The organism is Micromonospora parathelypteridis (assembly GCF_014201145.1).
Classification (GTDB): Bacteria; Actinomycetota; Actinomycetes; order Mycobacteriales; family Micromonosporaceae; genus Micromonospora; species Micromonospora parathelypteridis.
Genome location: NZ_JACHDP010000001.1, coordinates 3151602 through 3169139, shown reverse-complemented (window position 1 = coordinate 3169139; position 17538 = coordinate 3151602). Strand labels below are relative to the sequence as shown.

The window sequence follows — 17538 nt, the reverse complement described above, 5'->3', positions numbered from 1 at the left end:
ATGCCTCTTCATGAGCACCCAGTCGACGCCCGGCATCGACGACGCCGGAACCACCGACCACCCGTCCCGCTCCGATGGGTTCGTCCGCGGCATCTCTGGCGCGATCGGCGGCCCGCTGGGCGACCACGCGACCGCGCTGGACCGGCCGGCCGGCCAGGAACGGCGCTTCTGGACTGCCGTTCGAATCGTGCTGGCCCTGGCCTGCCTCACTCTCGCGCTGCACTGGGTGCAGAAGTCGCCCTGCCAGGACGGCGCCTGGCAGAACAACGTCCAGTACACCCGGTTCTGCTACACCGACGTCCTCGCCCTCTACTACGCGGAAGGGCTCAACGAGGGCAAGGTGCCGTACCGCGACCACCCGGTCGAGTACCCGGTGCTGACCGGCTACTTCATGGGCGCGCTGGGCCTGCCGGTGCACGCTGTCGGTGACGGCGACCCGAGCATCAACCAGGGCCAGTGGTTCTACAACCTCAACGCGCTGGTGCTGGGCGCGCTCGCGGTGGCCACTGTGGCGGTGATCCTGGCGCTGCGCCGCCGACGACCCTGGGACGCCGCGATGTTCGCGCTCGCCCCGGCGCTGGTGCTCACCGCCACCGTCAACTGGGACCTGCTCGCCATCGGGCTGGCCGCCTTCGGCCTGCTGGCCTGGGCTCGAAAACGACCGGCGACAGCCGGCGTACTGCTCGGGCTGGCCGGGGCGGCGAAGCTGTGGCCGCTGTTCCTGCTCGGGCCGATCCTCGTGCTGGCGCTGCGCGCCGACCGGCTTCGCGCCGCGCTCGTCGCCACGGGTACGGCGATCGCCGCCGTGGTGCTGGTGAATCTGCCCGCCGCACGGGCGTACCCGGACAACTGGGACCGGTTCTTCGAGCTGAACACCACCCGGCCGATCGACTGGGGCACGCTCTGGTACATCGGGCGCTACCTCGACGGCAAGGTCGGCAACGACCCCGCCCGACTCGGCCCGTTCGAGTGGCTGAACGCCAACATCCCCACCCTCAACACCCTCTCGTACGTGCTGTTCGGGTTGGCTTGTCTCGGTGTGGCCGTGCTGGCGTTGCGGGCGCCGCGCCGACCGCGGCTGGGCCAGCTCGCCTTCCTGGTGGTCGCGGCGTTCCTCATCTTCAGCAAGGTCTGGTCGCAGCAGTTCGTGCTGTGGCTGCTGCCGCTGGTGGTGCTGGCCCGACCGAAGTGGGGTGCCTTCCTGGCCTGGCAGATCGCCGAGGTCTGCTACTTCGTCGCCTTCTACGGTGAGCTGCTCGGCGCGGCGACCAGCCGTCCGGTCTTCCCGGAGGGGGTGTTCGTGCTGGCCTCGGCGCTGCGGCTGACCACTGTGGTGGTGCTCTGCGTGCTGGTCATCCGGGAGATCCTGCATCCCGAGCGGGACGCGGTGCGGGCCACCTATCCGGACGACCCGGACGGCGGCGTGCTCGACGGCGCCCCCGATGCCCCCTGGCTGGACCGCTGGCGCAGGCGAGAAGCCAAGCCCGAACCCCAACCCGAACCCGCCACCACCTGATCCGCAAGGATTCGCGCGGCTTGCTGATGTCAGGGTTTGCGGGGGAGCCCACCGGCGCAGGGATCAAGCCTGACCGCCCGGGGCCGGGTGGGCTCCCCCGCAAACCCGCCCTAAACGGCAACCACGCTCAAAGCCGGTAAACCACGGCGGAGCCGACGTCCTCACGGGTGATGCCGAGCGAATCGACAGGCGTGTCGATGCTGATCTCCCACGGGGTGCCCGCAACCTGCCCGCGCAGCAACACCACCGTGCGGACGCCGAGCGTGCGCAGGTAGTCGACGCTTGTCTGGTTGGGGAACGACTGGCTCACCCGACGGACGTCGTCGAGTTGGCGCGGAGTGAAGCCGCTACCGCCGTTGACCACATCGGGGAAGCCGCTGGTCGACCAGAGCATCACGTGCTGGTCCAGGCTCTGGTTACTGGGCAGCACGAGCAGAGGCCCCTCCGCCGAGCGCATCGCGGCCGGTTGGGTCGGCACCACCGGGTGCGGGGTGGTGTTCAGGCCCTCGAGGGTGACCAGCAGCAGCGGCAGCAGGGTGGCCGTCCGCAGCCACGGCCCCGGCCACGACGGGATCCGCTGCGCGGTCAACTCGCGGACCCGGTCGGTGAGCGCGGTGACCGCGCCCGCCGCGAGCAGGCCGAGCAACAACGTGGTCCAGAGCATCAACCGACCAGGGGTACGCAGCGCACTCCAGCCCGGCACGTGCTCGAACAGCGGCACGTAGGTGAAGGTGCCGTCGAAGAAGCGCGTGCCCATCGCGAAGGCCATCGTCACCAGCACCCCGACAAGCAGCAGCAGTCGGTGCCGCAGCCGCCAGACCGAGAAGAACAGCCCACCCAGGGCGAGCGCGTAGAGCACGAAGCCCGGCAACAGGGTCATCTCCGGATGCCACGGCAGCGCCTCGCGGGCACCCTCGTGCAGTCCACCCCAGACTCGCGACTCGGCGGGCGCCGTCACGAAACCCGACGCCGGCGGCGAGAAGATGCTGATGTCGCGGATGGTGCGCTCGGCGTACGGGTGCAGCTCGGTCACCTTGAAGAACGGGAACGCCATCAGCAGACCCACACCGGCGAAGAACAACCCACCGAGCAGGTCGGCGACGAGCAAGCGGCGACCGAACGGCACAGCCTGGCGGGTGCGCAGCCGCCGCGCGTAGAAGAGGACGATCGCGACCACGACCGCGCCGCCCAAGAGGTACGCGAACGGCAGCCCGATGCCGAAGCCGAGGCTGAGCTGCCAGGCCGCCACCAGCCAACCGGCGTAGATCCAACCGTCGTGCCGGCGCTCCGGTCGGTAACCGTGCCGCAGTGACCAGCCGTGCCCGCGCGCCAACATCGCCAGCGCCAGCGGAATCCCGCCGTTGGAGAGCACGTGCAGGTGCCCGGCCTGCGCCAGCAACCACGGCGCGTAGGTGTAGCTGACGCCAGCCACGGCGGCGCCGATTCGGCCAGCCCCGAGTTGCCGAGCCAGCGCGTACGCCCCGAGTGTGGCGAGCGCATGCGCCAGCACGAACATGATGTTGTAGCGCAACACCGCGTCTTCGGGGCCACTGCCGAGCATCCCGGCCGGGGCGTACCCGAGCAGGGTGTCGGAGAACGCGAAGCTCCACAGCTCGGGGAAGAACGTGTTGGACTGCCACAGGTGCGCCGGGTCGGCCAGCAGGATGTGCCCGGACCAGGCCATCTGCCAGGCCTGCAGGCTCGGGTCCCAGTAGTCCTGCGGGAGTGTGTAACGCGGGTAGCGCAGCGTCGGCCAGGTCATCAGTACGGCCAGTACCAGCGCACCGAGGCTGGCCAGGGTCCACTCGTGGATCAGGAACCGGCCGACGGCCCGGCCCGCCCGGCTGAAGATGGACGGCTTCGGCTCCGGTGCGGAAGCGAACGCCTCCCACCGATCCGCGCCGACCGGCTTCGACTCGGCGTCGGTCTTCACCCGGCCGTCGGCGTCGCCTGCCTTCTCACCCTTGGTGGCGGCGCCGTTCTTGGTCGCATCGTCCTTCGTGCCGTCCTTGGCCGGGTCACTGGCCTTGTCGGCGTCCCCCTTGGTGCCGGCCTTGGCTGTCCCGCCGTTCTTGTCTGCTTCGCTGGCGTTGGCCGCTCCACCGTTCTTGGTGGCGTCGTCCTTCGTGCCGTCCGTGGCCGCGTCGTCCTTTGCGCCATCCGTGGTCGTGGTGTTCTTGGCCCACCAGCGCCATGCTCGGCCACGGCCGCGGTCACGTCGGCCGAGGGCGGCGTCGCTGGCCTTGGCCCCCGCACCGTCCTTTGCCGCGTCGCCGTCCCTGGCCGTATCGCTCTTCGCGGGGCGGGGCTCGTTGTCGCCGGTTGCGGCGCCGGCACCGTTGGGCCTGCCGTTCGTGGTGGCTTCGGCCGTCGTACCGTCGGTCACCTGCGGGCTGCGCGCGGCGCCCTCTGGGGTCGGCACCGCGGATGCCTTGCCGGAGGTGCGGGCCGGGCGGGCGGGGGCGGGCCGGGCCTTACCGGTCCCGGGTTGTCCGGTCGTCATGCTGCCCGGCTCTCCGTCCCGAGCTGCTGACGGAGGAAGTCGATGTCGGCGGCCTGTCCGGCCACGCCTCCCGGTGTCTCGACGACCACCGGCGCTCCGGCTGCCCGAATCACCGCCACCAACAGCTCCGGGTCGATCGTCCCGCCGTCCAGGTTGTCGTGCCGGTCCTGGCCGGAGTTGAACGCGCCCTTGGAGTTGTTGGCGTGCACCAGATCGATCCGTCCGGTGATCGCCTTGACCCGGTCGACGAGGCCGAGCAGCTCCTCGCCGCCCGCGAACGCGTGGCAGGTGTCCAGGCAGAAGCCGACCTCGTAGTCGCCGATGGCGTCCCAGAGTCGCGCGAGTGCGTCCAGTCGGCGGGCGCACGCATTGTCGCCGCCCGCGGTGTTCTCGATCAGGACCGGCACGCCGAAGCCGCCGGAGTCGGCCGCGTACGCGAAGGTCTTGCGCCAGTTGTCGAAGCCCACGGCCAGGTCGTCCCCGGCGTTGACGTGCCCACCGTGCACGATCACGCCCTTGGCGCCGATGGCGGCGGCCGCGTTGGCGTGCCCGAGCAGCAGCTTTCGGCTGGGGATCCGGATGCGGTTGTTGAGGGTCGCCACGTTGATGACGTACGGCGCGTGCACGTAGAGGTCGACCTCGGCCGCGCGCAGCCGCTCGGCGTCTTCCCGAGGCTTGGGCGCCTTCCACCCCTGTGGGTCGGAGAGGAAGAACTGAACGGTGTCGGCGGACCGGTCGGCCGCCTCCGCCAGCGGGTCGGTCGAATCGACGTGGGCTCCGATACGCATGCGAGCGAGCCTACGTCGCGACCCTGACTGGCGGAGCGACGGCCGGGGAGGTGTCGCGCGCGGTTCACGTCACCGGACGGACCGACGATCGTTGATGGGTTTGAACCGGCGACCAGCTCCCGGTAGAGCCGGCGGCGTGAGCGCCGCGTACGGCGACCGGTGGTCGACGGCCGACAGCGAGGTCACCCCCGCCACGCGGCCCGGCGCGGCGGGGGCGGCCCCTTCGCACACCGGGCCCCAACCGATGAAGAATCTCGGAAATTTGTGCTTTTTCCCCCGACAAGGTACGAGAGCCGTTGTATCGTCAGATAACAACACGATAAAGCTCCGCGGGGCGTCTTCGGTCCAACCTCATCGGTGTGGTCGTTCCTCCCCAGGTCCCACCCAAGGAATGCGGACGGGACGCCCCGCGGCCTTGTAGACGGGGGTCCACCACCGACCGGTACACGGTCGGACGGTGGACCCCCGTCAGCATGTCCGGGGGCCGACCCGACCGCCCCGGGCATGATCGTTCGGACCGGGTATCCTGGTCAGGTTGTCCGCGTCCGGCCGGGTTCCCTCGGCACGTGCGGGCAGCGACGCACGACCTCCTGCCACGGAAGGACCGTGGCCGCATAGCCCACAGGAGGTGAGCACGTCTTGCGTCATTACGAGATCATGGTGATCCTTGATCCCAGCCTCGAGGAACGCACCGTCGCCCCGTCGCTCGACACGTACCTGAACGTGATTCGGACTGCGGGTGGCTCGGTTGAGAAGACCGATGTGTGGGGCCGCCGGCGCCTCGCGTACGAGATCAACAAAAAGGCCGAGGGCATCTACGCCGTCGTCGACCTGCAGGCTACGCCTGCTGCCGTGGCCGAGCTGGACCGTCAGCTCCGGCTCAACGAGTCCGTGCTGCGCACCAAGGTCATCCGGCCGGAGATGCGCTAAGCATTTCAGTCCGGCAATCAACCCGGTTCGCCCGGATCAGCCTCCGCGACTCTGTCGTACGGCTCTGCGAGCCTGTACTACGAGACGCTGAGTGCGCGAGGAGATGGTCATGGCAGGAGACACCACCATCACGGTCATCGGCAATCTGACCGATGACCCCGAGTTGCGGTTCACCCCCTCCGGGGCTGCGGTCGCCAAGTTCCGTGTCGCTTCGACGCCCCGATTCATGGACAAGGCGTCGAACGAATGGAAGGACGGCGAGCCGCTGTTCCTCGCATGCACCGTCTGGCGGCAGGCCGCCGAGCACGTCGCCGAGTCGCTGCAGCGTGGCGCTCGGGTGATCGTGTCGGGCCGGCTGCGTCAGCGGTCTTACGAGACCCGCGAGGGTGAGAAGCGCACAGTCATCGAGCTTGAGGTCGACGAGATCGGCCCGTCGCTGCGCTACGCCACGGCGAAGGTGCAGAAGATGTCCCGCTCCGGCGGCGCTGGCGGCGGCTTCGGTGGCGGCGGTGGCGGTGGCAGCCAGGGTGGCGGCGGAGGCAACTTCGACGACCCCTGGGCTTCGGCTGCTCCCTCTCCCGCGCGTGCCGGTTCGGGCGCCAATTTTGACGAGGAGCCACCGTTCTAATGGCGCCGAGCGCCCGCGATCGCAAACCAGGTGCACGTGCAACGGCCAAGGCTGCGGCACTGCGCAAGCCCAAGAAGAAGGTGAACCCGCTCGACAAGGACGGGATCGCCTACATCGATTACAAGGACACCGCGCTGCTGCGCAAGTTCATCTCCGATCGCGGCAAGATCCGCGCTCGGCGGGTGACCGGCGTGACCTCGCAGCAGCAGCGGCAGATCGCCCGTGCGGTCAAGAACGCCCGTGAGATGGCGCTCCTGCCGTACACGGCCACCACCCGCTGAGAGGAGGCACCGATATGAAGATCATCCTGACTCAGGAAGTGTCCGGCCTCGGTGCCCCGGGCGACATCGTCGAGGTCAAGGACGGCTTCGGCCGTAACTACCTGCTGCCGCAGGGCTTCGCGATCGCCTGGACCAAGGGCGCGGAAAAGCAGGTCACGGTCATCAAGCGGGCCCGTGGGGCCCGCGAGATCCGCGACCTCGACCACGCCAACGAGGTCAAGGCTCAGCTCGAGGGTCTCAAGGTCAACCTGAAGGTCCGCGCCGGCGACGGCGGACGGCTCTTCGGCTCGGTCACCCCGACCGAGATCGTCGACGCCGTCAAGGCGGCCAGCGGTCCGGTCCTCGACCGGCGCCGGCTGGAGGTGCCCGGTCACATCAAGTCGATCGGTACCTACCCGGTGAAGATCAAGCTGCACCCTGAGGTGACCGCGTCGTTCAACCTGAACGTCGTTCAGGGCTGACGTCCGCAACACCACCACGAGGGCCCGCACCGAGCGATCGGTGCGGGCCCTCGTGTGTACGTCGTCTAGGCAAGGTCGATGACCCCCGGTCTGGCCCGGCTCGGCCGGCAGTTCGTTGCCCGGCGGGAGTCGGCGGTGCCATCTGGATGAGAGCCGGCGGCCAGGTCGCAAGTGTCCAGGCGGTCTGATCCACTCCAGGTCGGCGATGTGGGGGTGTCCTGGCGGTGCGTTACCGCAATGTCGCCGACCTGGTGTCGATCATCCCCGCACCGCCCGCCCAAGCAGGCGGATCAGCGGACCGGCGGACCGGCGGACCGGCGGAGCAGCGATCGGAGTCGGCGGCCCCGTCGGGATGAGGGTCGCCGGCCAGGTCGCGAGGGTCCAGGAGGTTTGATCCACTCCAGGTCGGCGATGTGGGGGTGTCCTGGCGGTGCGATACCGCCATGTCGCCGACCTGGTGTCGATCAACCGCGCGCCGCCCGCCCAAGCGGCCGGAACCAGCAGGCCGACAGGCCGACAGGCCGACAGGCCGACAGGCCAGCAGGCCAGCAGACCAGCAGACCAGCGGCGCGGGCACCCATACGAACGCTGGTGGCCGCGCGTCTGCCACCGTGGCGGAGGCCCGGGACTGCGGGCTGGTCAGCCGATCGGCTGACCGGTTACCGCGCTGATCAGCACCGTGGAGAGGCCGCCGCCCACCACCGCGGCGGCTACCGCGATGGTGGCCGAGCGCCACGTCGTGCCCACCCGTCGCAGCAGCGCCGCCACCACCAGACTGCTCACCAGCGCCAACCCGAAGCGTGGCGAGCCGGCGAGCAACGACTCCAACGCGCGTGACCGGGGCGAGTCGCACCCACCCCCGCTGATGTCGGTCACGCAGCCGGCCGGCGCCTGACTGTCCAGGGTCAACAGCCAGACGAAGATCAGCATTGCCGGCATCAGGTAACAGGCGGCCGTGTACAGCAACGGCCGGAACGGCCCGCCCGGATCCGGGTCGAGCAGATCGTCCTCCAGGCGGCGAGCCCAGGCACCCGTCGCCGCCGACTCGACCCGCTGACGGACCGACGCCGCCCCAACCGCCGGCCGGTCCGCCCGACGCCGTGGCGCACCTCCACGCTGCACGGGCACGGTGCGCGGCCGGGGAGCCGTGTAACCCACTACCGGCGAGCGGGGCGCCGACGTCGGCGGATCCGTCCATCTGGGGTCATCGTCGGCCAGCCGAGTGCCGGACCAGAACCCGTCGTCCCGGGCCGGCCAACCCTCCGCCGCAACGGACCGGTCGGAGCGCGGCGCAAGCGTACGGTCCCACTGGTCGTCCTCGATCGCGGACCGTTCCCACTGGCCGGTGCGGTCGGACCGCTCCCAGCCACCGACGCCTTCCACTGCTGCCCACTGCTCGCTCAGATCCGTGCCGTCCGCACCGGGGCCGGGTGGCCACGCGTGCACGCCCGAGGCGTCCCACGGATCCACCGCGGGCGGGTACGACGGCTCGGGCTCAGCCACCCGGTCGGACCCGCGTGCCCACGGGTCGGCAGCCGGGCGGGACCAGGACTCCTCCGCCGCGCGGCGGCTGCGCCGGGTGGGACGGCTTGCCTCCTGGCTCGGTGCCGGCTCGCTCGGAGCCGGCTCCAGATCCCCACCCGACCAGATCACCTGCGGACGGCCAGCGGGCGCGCGGCGGGGACGGCGGTCCGGGACGGCGCCGGAAACCGGCTCGTCCTCCCCTGCGTCCGCGCGTCGGCGACCGGCGTACCCCTGCTCCTGCGGACGGTCGAGCGTCCACTCGCGGGTGTGGTCCGACTCGGGGGCCGCGCCGATCGCCGCTTGCTCCCGCCAGCTCGGTTCGCTGCCCCGCCGACGGCTGCCCGGCGCCTCGATGGCCCGCCGACCGGCAGCGGAGCTCGGCCGTTCGGGCTCGCGCTCGGGGTCGTCCCCATCGTCGTCCGGCGCCGCGTGACGACCGCCGCCGTCGGCGTGACGGACCCCCGACTCCACTGCCCAACGGGGCAGGTATGCATCGACGGGCTCGTCCTGGCCACGGTCGAGGGCACGCCGCCGGCTGGAGGTGCGGTAGCGACCGTCCTCGTCGTACGGATCAACCGGAAGAGACGCCGCGCGCTCACTCCACGAGGCGATCGGCTGGCGCTCGCGCGGGCTGCCATCCCCGCGTCCCCAGTCCCGGTAACTCACGGCCGGAGTGTGACCCTTCTGAACCGAAAGCGGAATCCGCTGTCCAGGTGTAGCCGTTCGCTGGAGATAGTACGGGACGATCGTGTCACAGGCCCGACCGAAATATTCTCCTCCACAGGCTGGGGAGCATGTTTCTGCAGGTCAACGGCGTAAGGCCAAGAATTCCCCAACAGTTGTCCACAGGCTGTGCACACGCTGCGCACATCATGTCCACCGGCATCCACAGGTTGTCCCGAGGCTCGTCCACCGGCGTTGTTGAGTCTCTGACCTCGGGGTCCGTATGGTTGGCCCTCGACCGCCGGCGCGATGGCCCCCGATCGACCGGCCCGGTCGGACGGAAGTGTCGCACCCCAGCGGTAGAGCTGGGATTGGACCCGGCGCAGTGGAGGGGGGACCCGTGTCGGTCACTGACGACATGCGGGCAGAGCCACGCTCCGGTGGTGGTCAGACACCCGCGCAGCGGGACGGCCAGTTCGACAAGACACCGCCCCAGGACGTTGCCGCCGAGCAGTGCGTCCTCGGCGGCATGCTGCTCTCCAAGGACGCCATCGCCGACGTCGTCGAGATCCTCAAGACCAACGACTTCTACCGGCCGGTGCACGCCACCATCTTCGACATCATTCTCGACATCTACGGCCGGGGTGAGCCCGCCGACTCGATCACTGTCGCGGCGGCGCTCGCCGACTCCGGCGACCTGGTACGCATCGGTGGCGCGCCCTACCTGCACACCCTCATCGCCAGCGTGCCCACCGCGGCGAACGCGGCCTACTACGCGCGAATCGTCAGCGAACGGGCGGTGCTGCGCCGGTTGGTCGAGGCCGGCACCAAGATCGTGCAGCTCGGTTACGGCACCGCCAGCGGCGGCAGTCGCGACGTCGACGATGTCGTGGACCTCGCCCAGCAGGCCGTCTACGACGTCACCGAACGCCGGGTCAGCGAGGACTTCGCGATCCTCGCCGACATGTTGCAGCCGACGCTCGACGAGATCGAGGCGGTGGGTGCGCAGGGCGGAATGATGACCGGCGTGCCGACCGGCTTCAGCGACCTGGACCGACTGCTCAACGGCCTGCACGCTGGGCAGTTGATCATCGTGGCCGGTCGGCCCGGTCTGGGTAAGTCGACCGCGAGCATGGACTTTGCCCGAAACGCTGCTATACGCGCCAACCAGGCGGCCGCGATCTTCTCGCTGGAAATGAGCAAGGTCGAGATCGTCATGCGCCTGCTCTCCGCCGAGGCGCGGGTGCCGCTGCACGTGCTGCGCAGCGGTCAGCTCTCCGACGACGACTGGACCAAGCTGGCCAGATGCATGGGCGAGATCAGCGAGGCGCCGCTCTTCGTCGACGACACCCCGAGCATGAACCTGATGGAGATCCGCGCCAAGGCTCGGCGGCTCAAGCAACGGCACGACCTCAAGATGATCGTCGTCGACTATCTCCAGCTGATGACCTCACCGAAGCGCACCGAGAGTCGCCAGCAGGAGGTCGCCGACCTCTCCCGTGGCCTGAAGCTGCTGGCCAAGGAGGTCGAGTGCCCGGTCATCGCGGTAAGCCAGCTGAACCGTGGCCCGGAGCAGCGGACCGACAAGCGTCCTCAACTGTCCGACCTGCGGGAATCCGGGTCAATTGAGCAGGACGCCGACGTTGTCATCCTGCTCCACCGCGACGACTACTACGACAAGGAGTCGCCGCGTGCGGGCGAGGCCGATTTCATTGTCGCCAAGCATCGAAATGGCCCGACCGACACCGTGACCGTCGCGGCCCAACTGCACCTGTCCCGCTTCGTCGACATGGCCATCGGCTGACCCACACGGCATCCCGCCGTCGATCACCCGAGCAGCGGAAACCAGCCCGCCGACTCACCCAACTCCAACCGATCGCGGTCGGTGAGCGGCAAGCGGCCGGTGGCCTTCAGCAGGAAATCGTGGTCGTCCCAGGCGGCAGGCCGGACCGTGTCGTCGCTGAGCAGGCCATCCATGGTGGCCACCGCGACGCGTACGGCCAGTGGGCCGGGCGGCGGCGCGCCGGGCAGCGCCGGTGTCAGGTCCAGGTGATGGACCACGGCCTCGGTGGTCAGGGTGGCGAGGAAATCCGGTACGCGCAGCACGTGCCCCTGCGTGGTCACGTACCCCTCGGGGTTGGCTGACGCGGCGGCGCGGACCGCCGCCGGGGGGGTCTCACTCCACAGCCCGACGATCCCGGTCGGGCGGTCGAACGCGGCGGCCGACCGGCGGACCCACCAGGCGTGCCGGCTGGCCCCTTCGCCGCCGGCGGGGAAGTCGCGCCAGTAGCTCACGTCGTCGGTGTCGGCGGGACCGTCGACCGGGCTGGCCAGTGCGACCAGTGCCCGTTGGGCGTCGCCGAGCACGTGCAGGAGCAGGTCCGCGATGAGCCAGCCCTGGCAGCGGGTGGCCTGTTGCAGGCCGGCGTCGTCCAGGTCGCCGACCACCGCGGTGATCCCGTCGTACGCCTGGGCCAGCGCAGCGTGGGGTCGGGTCGCGGTCATGCGAACCAGCCTCGCATGGACCAACCCACCCGCCAACCGTGAACGGCGTGGGCGATGTGCCCGGGCCGATGCGTGGATCGACCCGGGCGGGATGTCAGCCTGGACTCAGCCGAACATGTCGTCGAGGAAGCCCTTGCGCTTCTTCTGCCGGTAGTGCCCGTGGTAGCCGTGGTGCTGTTGCTGCTGGTGGCCGTACGCCGGCTGCGGCGGGTAGCCGTGGGCGGGCGGGGGCGGCGGCGGGACGGCACCATAACCAGGCTGGTGCGGGGGCGGGTAGCCGGCCGGCTGCTGGGCGGGTTGCGGCGGCGCGCCGCCGGTCTGTTGGCGGCTCCAGTTGGCCTCCGCCTCGAACAGCTTCTCCAGCTCGCCGCGGTCCAGGAAGATGCCTCGGCACTCCCCGCACTGGTCGATGTTGACGCCGCTGCGCTCGTATTGGCGCATTTCTCCGTGACACTTGGGACAGGTGAGACTACTCATCGCCCGACGGTACCTGCTGGACCTATGCAGTTGCTGTGAGCGCCTCGGTGACTTCCTCGTCGGAAACCTCGTGGAAGTCCTCGTAGTAGACGCTCACCGCGCCGAAGTCCGGTGGGCGTTGGGCGCAGACGACCTGGTCGGCCTCGGCGGCGAGCAGTTCGAACGCCTCCTGCGCGCCGACGGGGACCGCGACCACGACCCGGTGGGCCCCGAGCTGGCGGACGACCGCCACGGCAGCGCGGGCGGTCGCGCCGGTGGCCAGGCCGTCGTCGACGATCACCGCGGTCCGCCCGGTGAGGTCCAGCTGCGGGCGACCGCCCCGGTAGAGCCGCTCCCGGCGTTCCAGCTCGGTCTGCTCCCGCTGGCTGACCTGGGCGATGTCGTCGCTGCTGAGTCGGCTGGCCACCGCGTCGTTGAGCACCTGGACACCGCCCGGCCCGAGCGCGCCGAAGGCGACCTCCCGGGCCCACGGCATGCCGAGTTTGCGGACGACCAGCACGTCCAGGGGTGCGCCGAGCCGTTCGGCGACGACCCGGGCGACCGGCACGCCGCCACGGACGAGGCCGAGGACGATGACGTCCGGGTCGCCGATGAGTGCGGTGAGTCGCTCGGAGAGCACCCGGCCCGCCTCGGCCCGGTCGCGGTACGTCGTCATGCCATCAGGTCTACGCCCTGACGCGCCGTTTCGCCCGGCAGTTACGCCGAAGTGGTCCGACCGGACAACTCGTCGGCTGCCGGCGCGGTCGGCGTGTCGACCGGGCGGCGCAGGGCGGGTGCCCAGGTGAGCAGGGCCAACGGGTACAGCAGGTAGCCGAAGCGGGTCGAGGGCATCAGGGCGATGGCGGCGAGCAGCCCGTACCCGCAGATCAGCGCGGTGGCGACAGCGGTGCGCGGCGGGCGGCGGGCGAGCCGGACGGCGATGGCCACGCCGGCGGCGACCAGCAGCGCGGCGGCGACGAGCCGGCCGGCGGGCATGGCGTTGGCGATCAGGTAGCCGGGGAACGGGGACTGGGCGGGGCTGGTGACCAGGCCGTGGCCGAGGGGGAAGCGCAGCACGTTCTCGGTCAGCGCGTCGTGGTCGACCAGCATCGCCGGCAGGAGGGCCGCGACGGGCAGGCCGATCGCGCCGGCGGCGACCCGGATGCCGGCGCGTCGGGTCAGGCCCCAGACGATCAGAACCAGGGCCACCGGCCAGGCGAACAGCTTCAGCGCGCCGGCGAGACCAACCGCGAGGCCGGCCCGGCCGGGCCGGTCGGCGGCGGCAAGCGCGAGGGCCAGCAGGCAGAGCGCGAGTACGGGTAGGTCGTCGCCGCCGGTGGCGAGGGTGAGGGCGCAGATTGGCAGGACGGTGGCGGCCTGCACGCCTCGCAACAGCGCGGCGTCCCGCCGCTGAGCCGTAACGGCGGTGGCGGCGAGGGACGGTGTCCCGCGCAGGGCGGCCACGGCCAGGGCGAGGGCCAGCACGGTGCCCACCGCGAACCAGACCCGGGAGTCGGTCCACCAGGTGTCGACAAGTGCTCTGGGCAGGCCGAACATCGCCATCCCGGGCTGGTACGGGGTGTAGCCGAGCAGTTGCTCGCCGGGCGGGAGGGCGGCTATCGCATCGGGTCCGAGGTATGGCGTGCCGTGCTCCAGGAGGCGGATGCCGGCCTGCTCCACGACCAGCACTTCCTCCTGGGCCCGATCGGTGCGCCCGCCGGCTCGCTCGATGCTCTGCCACAGCAGGGGCAGCAGCGCGGCGCCGACCCAGGCGAGACCGGTGACCGCCCAGCGGGCTGGCAGACCGACCAGCCGTGCGGTCGGGGAGCGTCGACGCAGCAGGAGTTGAGCGATCACCATCAGCGTCGCGACCAGGTACGCGACGGCGGCGACCGCGCCCCAGGCCCGGTGCGGCAGCAGGGTCGACGTGACCGCGGTGATCGCGGCGAAGATGGCCGAGACGGCGTAGAGGCCGAGGTCGAGGGCGAGTCCGCCGGCGGCGGTGTCGAGCGTCCGCCAGTGCCAGCGACGGCGGCGGGCGGTCGGGGCGTCGGCGATCACGCGGGCCAGTCTGGCAGACCGGGCCGCACCTGCACCGGACCACGTCGGGCCAGCGGCCGGTGCCCGGTCAGGCGGGTAGGTGCGGGAGGCGGGTGCGGCCGGTCTGGCGGCGGTTCTGGCTCAACCGGATCACCGCGCCGGCGTCGTGCAGTGGCGCGGCGAGGGCACCCGGACGGCCGCCCGAGCCGCGCTGCATCGCCGCGAGCAGGGTGCCGGCTGGCACCGGCCGCGCGAACAGGTGCCCCTGGCCGGCGACGCAGCCCAACTCCCAGAGGGCCCGCCGCTGCGGCTCGCTCTCCACCCCCTCGGCCACCACATCCAGGTTGAGGCTGCGGCCCAGGTCGAGGGTCGAGCGGATGACCGCGGCGGCCTCCGCCGAACTCTCCATCGTCGTCACGAAGCTCCGGTCGATCTTCAACTCGTGCACCGGGATTCGGGAGAGCAGGGAGAGCGAGGAGTAGCCGGTGCCGAAGTCGTCCAACGCCAGCCGGACGCCCTCGTCGCGCAGCCGGCTGAGCACCCGGTCGACCACGTCGAGTTGGCTGAGGGTGAGCGTCTCGGTCAGCTCCAGCACCAGCCGGTCCGGTGGCAGGTCGTGGGCGCGCAGGCGAGCCAGCACCGAGCCGGGGAACCGCGCGTCGAGCAGGCTGCGGGGGGACACGTTGACCGCGACCGGTACGTCGAAGCCGGCGTCACGCCAGTTGGCCGCTGCGATCAGTGCCTGGTCGAGGATCGCTTCGGCGAAGGCTGGCAGCAGGCCGGAACGCTCCACCGCCTCCAGGAAGCGCAGGGGGTCGATCATGCCGTGGGTGGGGTGGCGCCAGCGGGCGAGCGCTTCGGCGCTGGTCACCTCGCCGGTGCCCAGATCGACGATCGGTTGGAAGTTGACGACGAACTCGTGGTCGGCCACCGCACGTGGCAGGTCACCACCGAGGGTGAGGCGGCCCAGGTCGGCGGTGTCCCGGGTCGGGGCGTACGAGGAGATCCGTTGCCCGGCGCGCTTCGCCTGGTACATGGCCACGTCGGCGCGCCGCAGCAGCTCGGCCATGCCACCGTTCGACGGGGCGACGGAGATGCCGCCGCTGGCCTCGACGCTGATCCGCATGCCGTCCAGGTCGAACGGCTCGTGCAGAGCGGCGAGCAGCGTCTCGGCCCGGTGCGCGGCTACCGCCGGGGCCGGCAACCCCCGCAGGAGTACGGCGAACTCGTCGCCGCCGAGGCGGGCCACCAGGTCACTCGCCTGGGCTGCTCGTCGCAACCGGTCGGCGACCTGCACCAGCACCTGGTCGCCGGCGGCGTGCCCGAGCGTGTCGTTGACCTCCTTGAAGTGGTTGAGGTCGATCAGCACGAGCGCGGTGACACCGTCCGCGTGTCGAGCGCTCAACTGCTCGGTGCCCTCGTCGAGGAGGTGCCGGCGGTTGGCCAGGTCGGTCAGCGCGTCGTGGGCGGCGGCGTACGCGTGATCGTCGGCCACCCGGGCCAGTTCGGCGTACGCCTGGGCGTTGCGAACGGCGGTGCAGAGCGCGGAGGCGAAGGTGCGCAGGGTGTACTGCTCCCGCTCGGAGAGCTGCACCGGGCCGCGGAAGCGCAGTCGGAGCACGCCGACATCGACGGTCCGGTCATGTCCTTCGAGTGGTGTGGGGACGATCGTGCCGTCCACGTCGGTGGGCGTACCGGTGGGGCCGTCGAAGGTGATGCCGCCGGTGCCGCCGCGTACGGCGCGGTTGCCGTCACGCAGCTCGATCTCGACCTCGTCGGCGGAGAACAACTCGGCGGCCTGGGTGACCGCGGTGGTGAGGACGTTGTCGAGGTCGACCACGTTGAGCGCGTCGGTGGTGCGGGCGAGCCGCTGCCACGCCTGCTGCTCGGTGCGCCCCCGGATGCGGGCGGAGTAGGCCAGGTGCAGGCTGAGGACCAGGGGCGGGACGGCAAGTAGCAGTCGGGGGTCCGCCCAGAGGATGAACAGTGTGCAGAGGGCCACGACGAAGCGCACGCCGAAGCCGGCCAGCCGGAGGTCAAGGTTGTTGAGGAACTGGCGGGAGATCCGGGTGCCGGTCGCCAGTGCGATGACCGGGATTGCCAGCAGGTCGTCCAACAGGGCGGCGACCAGGTAGATCGCTGCCAGCAGACCGATGAGCTCCATCGGCCCCACCGGCGGCCATTGCCAGTGGACTGCCAGCACGGTGGCGCTCGCTCCGCCGGCGACCAGGATGTTCTTGCTGACGCCGAAGGCGGTCTTGATCGGAGGGAGCTTCATGATCGCTGACGCGATGCCGACGCCCACTCCGGTTGCCAGCAACACCCAGGCGGGTGGGGCCACCGCGAGCCCGATCACGATTGCCGCCTCGATCCAGGTGATGGCGTGCGTGGTCGAGCGGATGCGGATCGGCGCCTTGATGATCGTCCCGAGGGCCGTCATGAACATCAGCGCCACGACGGTCGCCCCGTCGCCCACCGAGTTCGGCGGGTGGGCCAGCACGTCGGCGACGGCGATGAGCGTCGGGCCGGTAGCCAGTACGACGATGAGACCGACGAGCACCAGAAGTCGCCGGTCTGCCCGGGTGGTGTTCTCGGATGCAACCCGACTCATGAAGCTCCTGTCGTTGCCGACAGTTACATGTTGACGACAGGAGCTTACCGCTGTGGGTCACTCGTATGTCAGTGCCAGTCGCTGCCGCGCATTGCACGCTCCCTCCACTCTCGTCCCCCGGGACTTGGTTCCGTTTCCCGGGCTGTCTTTCGTGACGAGAGACTAAGGCGAACTCGATGCGGTTAGCAGCAATAAATGTCGGTATGCGCAACATTAGCCAAGCCGGAGCTGGTTTATCACGTTCTGTCCATCGTTCCTGAACGGAGTGCGGTCGAGTCTGCCAGTTCTGGATTCACACGAGAGCTCGCAACTGCGGACGGTTTCCGCTGAGCCTATTGGTCGTGTTATTCCCCGAGTCTGGTGGCTCTACCAGAGTTGCCTCATCCGGAGTTCGGCCAGGCGTAAGGGCGGGTTGGGCAATGTTGCCACGTACGGCGTGTCGGCAGGGGAGGCGGCGGCGCGCGCCATCGGCCCGGGTCGAGGTCGACGGCGCGAAGACAACGGCGTTTCGGTAGGCAGAGGTGCAACTTGCCGTGGACATGGTGCGTTCATGGATAGGCAATCGAGCAGCCCGCCGCGGCCCTCTCGCGGCGAGCGCCCGATCGGGCGCGAGTGGTACGGGCTGAGGTAGG

At 70.5% G+C, this 17538-nt stretch carries 14 protein-coding genes; 6 read left to right on the top strand and 8 right to left on the bottom strand.

What is annotated here, in order from left to right; genetic code table 11:
* Positions 1–10 precede the first annotated feature (10 nt).
* A complete protein-coding gene (locus HNR20_RS14165) occupies positions 11–1516 on the top strand; it encodes a glycosyltransferase family 87 protein (RefSeq protein WP_184179973.1) in 1506 nt (501 codons plus the stop codon).
* Between the two features lie 127 nt (positions 1517–1643).
* Here the strand turns inward: HNR20_RS14165 and HNR20_RS14160 are convergent, their stop codons facing one another.
* Positions 1644–4019: a putative glycosyltransferase family protein gene (locus HNR20_RS14160; RefSeq protein WP_184179971.1), complete on the bottom strand. Its 2376-nt coding sequence runs from the start codon at positions 4017–4019 to the stop codon at positions 1644–1646.
* Entirely contained in the window at positions 4016–4807 is a 792-nt protein-coding gene (locus tag HNR20_RS14155; protein ID WP_184179968.1) for a deoxyribonuclease IV, read from the bottom strand. The genes HNR20_RS14160 and HNR20_RS14155 overlap by 4 nt, the downstream gene beginning before the upstream one ends.
* A gap of 639 nt (positions 4808–5446) precedes the next feature.
* Between HNR20_RS14155 and rpsF the strand changes: the two genes are divergently transcribed.
* From rpsF to rplI, 4 genes are all read left to right on the top strand, one after another.
* Positions 5447–5737: a 30S ribosomal protein S6 gene (rpsF, locus tag HNR20_RS14150; RefSeq protein ID WP_007073791.1), complete on the top strand. Its 291-nt coding sequence runs from the start codon at positions 5447–5449 to the stop codon at positions 5735–5737.
* Positions 5738–5828: 91 nt separating this feature from the next.
* Complete coding sequence (locus HNR20_RS14145) at positions 5829–6365, top strand: single-stranded DNA-binding protein (protein WP_184179965.1); 537 nt, start codon at positions 5829–5831, stop codon at positions 6363–6365.
* Positions 6365–6646: a 30S ribosomal protein S18 gene (rpsR, locus tag HNR20_RS14140; protein ID WP_051723758.1), complete on the top strand. Its 282-nt coding sequence runs from the start codon at positions 6365–6367 to the stop codon at positions 6644–6646. The genes HNR20_RS14145 and rpsR overlap by 1 nt, the downstream gene beginning before the upstream one ends.
* 14 nt (positions 6647–6660) lie before the next feature.
* The gene (rplI, locus tag HNR20_RS14135) at positions 6661–7107 is read left to right on the top strand and encodes a 50S ribosomal protein L9 (RefSeq protein ID WP_184179963.1); all 447 of its coding nucleotides are present in this window, start codon (positions 6661–6663) and stop codon (positions 7105–7107) included.
* Between the two features lie 639 nt (positions 7108–7746).
* Here rplI and HNR20_RS14130 read toward each other — a convergent pair.
* Positions 7747–9297 (bottom strand): hypothetical protein, encoded by a 1551-nt coding sequence (locus HNR20_RS14130; protein WP_184179960.1) that lies wholly within the window; start codon positions 9295–9297, stop codon positions 7747–7749.
* A 397-nt stretch (positions 9298–9694) separates the two neighbouring features.
* On the opposite strand from HNR20_RS14130, the gene dnaB reads away from it, so the two are divergent.
* Positions 9695–11098, top strand: a complete 1404-nt coding sequence (dnaB, locus tag HNR20_RS14125; protein WP_184179957.1) for a replicative DNA helicase — start codon at positions 9695–9697, stop codon at positions 11096–11098.
* Between the two features lie 23 nt (positions 11099–11121).
* On the opposite strand, the gene HNR20_RS14120 is transcribed toward dnaB, so the two are convergent.
* The 5 genes from HNR20_RS14120 to HNR20_RS14100 all read right to left on the bottom strand — a co-directional run bounded on the left by HNR20_RS14120 (position 11122) and on the right by HNR20_RS14100 (position 16906).
* On the bottom strand, positions 11122–11799 hold the full coding sequence (locus tag HNR20_RS14120) for a maleylpyruvate isomerase N-terminal domain-containing protein (protein ID WP_184179953.1): 678 nt from the start codon (positions 11797–11799) through the stop codon (positions 11122–11124).
* Between the two features lie 105 nt (positions 11800–11904).
* The gene (locus tag HNR20_RS14115; protein WP_184179950.1) at positions 11905–12276 is read right to left on the bottom strand and encodes a TFIIB-type zinc ribbon-containing protein; all 372 of its coding nucleotides are present in this window, start codon (positions 12274–12276) and stop codon (positions 11905–11907) included.
* Positions 12277–12298: 22 nt separating this feature from the next.
* A complete protein-coding gene (locus HNR20_RS14110; RefSeq protein WP_184179947.1) occupies positions 12299–12931 on the bottom strand; it encodes a phosphoribosyltransferase in 633 nt (210 codons plus the stop codon).
* A gap of 41 nt (positions 12932–12972) precedes the next feature.
* Positions 12973–14316 carry a glycosyltransferase 87 family protein gene (locus HNR20_RS14105; RefSeq protein ID WP_184179944.1) on the bottom strand — a complete coding sequence of 448 codons (1344 nt, stop codon included), beginning with the start codon at positions 14314–14316 and terminating at the stop codon, positions 12973–12975.
* 67 nt (positions 14317–14383) lie between these two features.
* On the bottom strand, positions 14384–16906 hold the full coding sequence (locus tag HNR20_RS14100) for a putative bifunctional diguanylate cyclase/phosphodiesterase (RefSeq protein WP_184179941.1): 2523 nt from the start codon (positions 16904–16906) through the stop codon (positions 14384–14386).
* Between the last annotated feature and the right edge of the window lie 632 nt (positions 16907–17538).

What these genes read in the sequence shown, in the direction of transcription:
- HNR20_RS14165 (WP_184179973.1), top strand. Translation starts at nt 11, where the DNA reads ATGAGCACCCAGTCGACGCCCGGCATCGACGACGCCGGAACCACCGAC.
- HNR20_RS14110 (WP_184179947.1), bottom strand. Translation starts at nt 12,931, where the DNA reads ATGACGACGTACCGCGACCGGGCCGAGGCGGGCCGGGTGCTCTCCGAG.
- rpsR (WP_051723758.1), top strand. Translation starts at nt 6,365, where the DNA reads ATGGCGCCGAGCGCCCGCGATCGCAAACCAGGTGCACGTGCAACGGCC.
- HNR20_RS14115 (WP_184179950.1), bottom strand. Translation starts at nt 12,276, where the DNA reads ATGAGTAGTCTCACCTGTCCCAAGTGTCACGGAGAAATGCGCCAATAC.
- HNR20_RS14100 (WP_184179941.1), bottom strand. Translation starts at nt 16,906, where the DNA reads ATGAGTCGGGTTGCATCCGAGAACACCACCCGGGCAGACCGGCGACTT.
- HNR20_RS14160 (WP_184179971.1), bottom strand. Translation starts at nt 4,019, where the DNA reads ATGACGACCGGACAACCCGGGACCGGTAAGGCCCGGCCCGCCCCCGCC.
- HNR20_RS14120 (WP_184179953.1), bottom strand. Translation starts at nt 11,799, where the DNA reads ATGACCGCGACCCGACCCCACGCTGCGCTGGCCCAGGCGTACGACGGG.
- rplI (WP_184179963.1), top strand. Translation starts at nt 6,661, where the DNA reads ATGAAGATCATCCTGACTCAGGAAGTGTCCGGCCTCGGTGCCCCGGGC.
- HNR20_RS14155 (WP_184179968.1), bottom strand. Translation starts at nt 4,807, where the DNA reads ATGCGTATCGGAGCCCACGTCGATTCGACCGACCCGCTGGCGGAGGCG.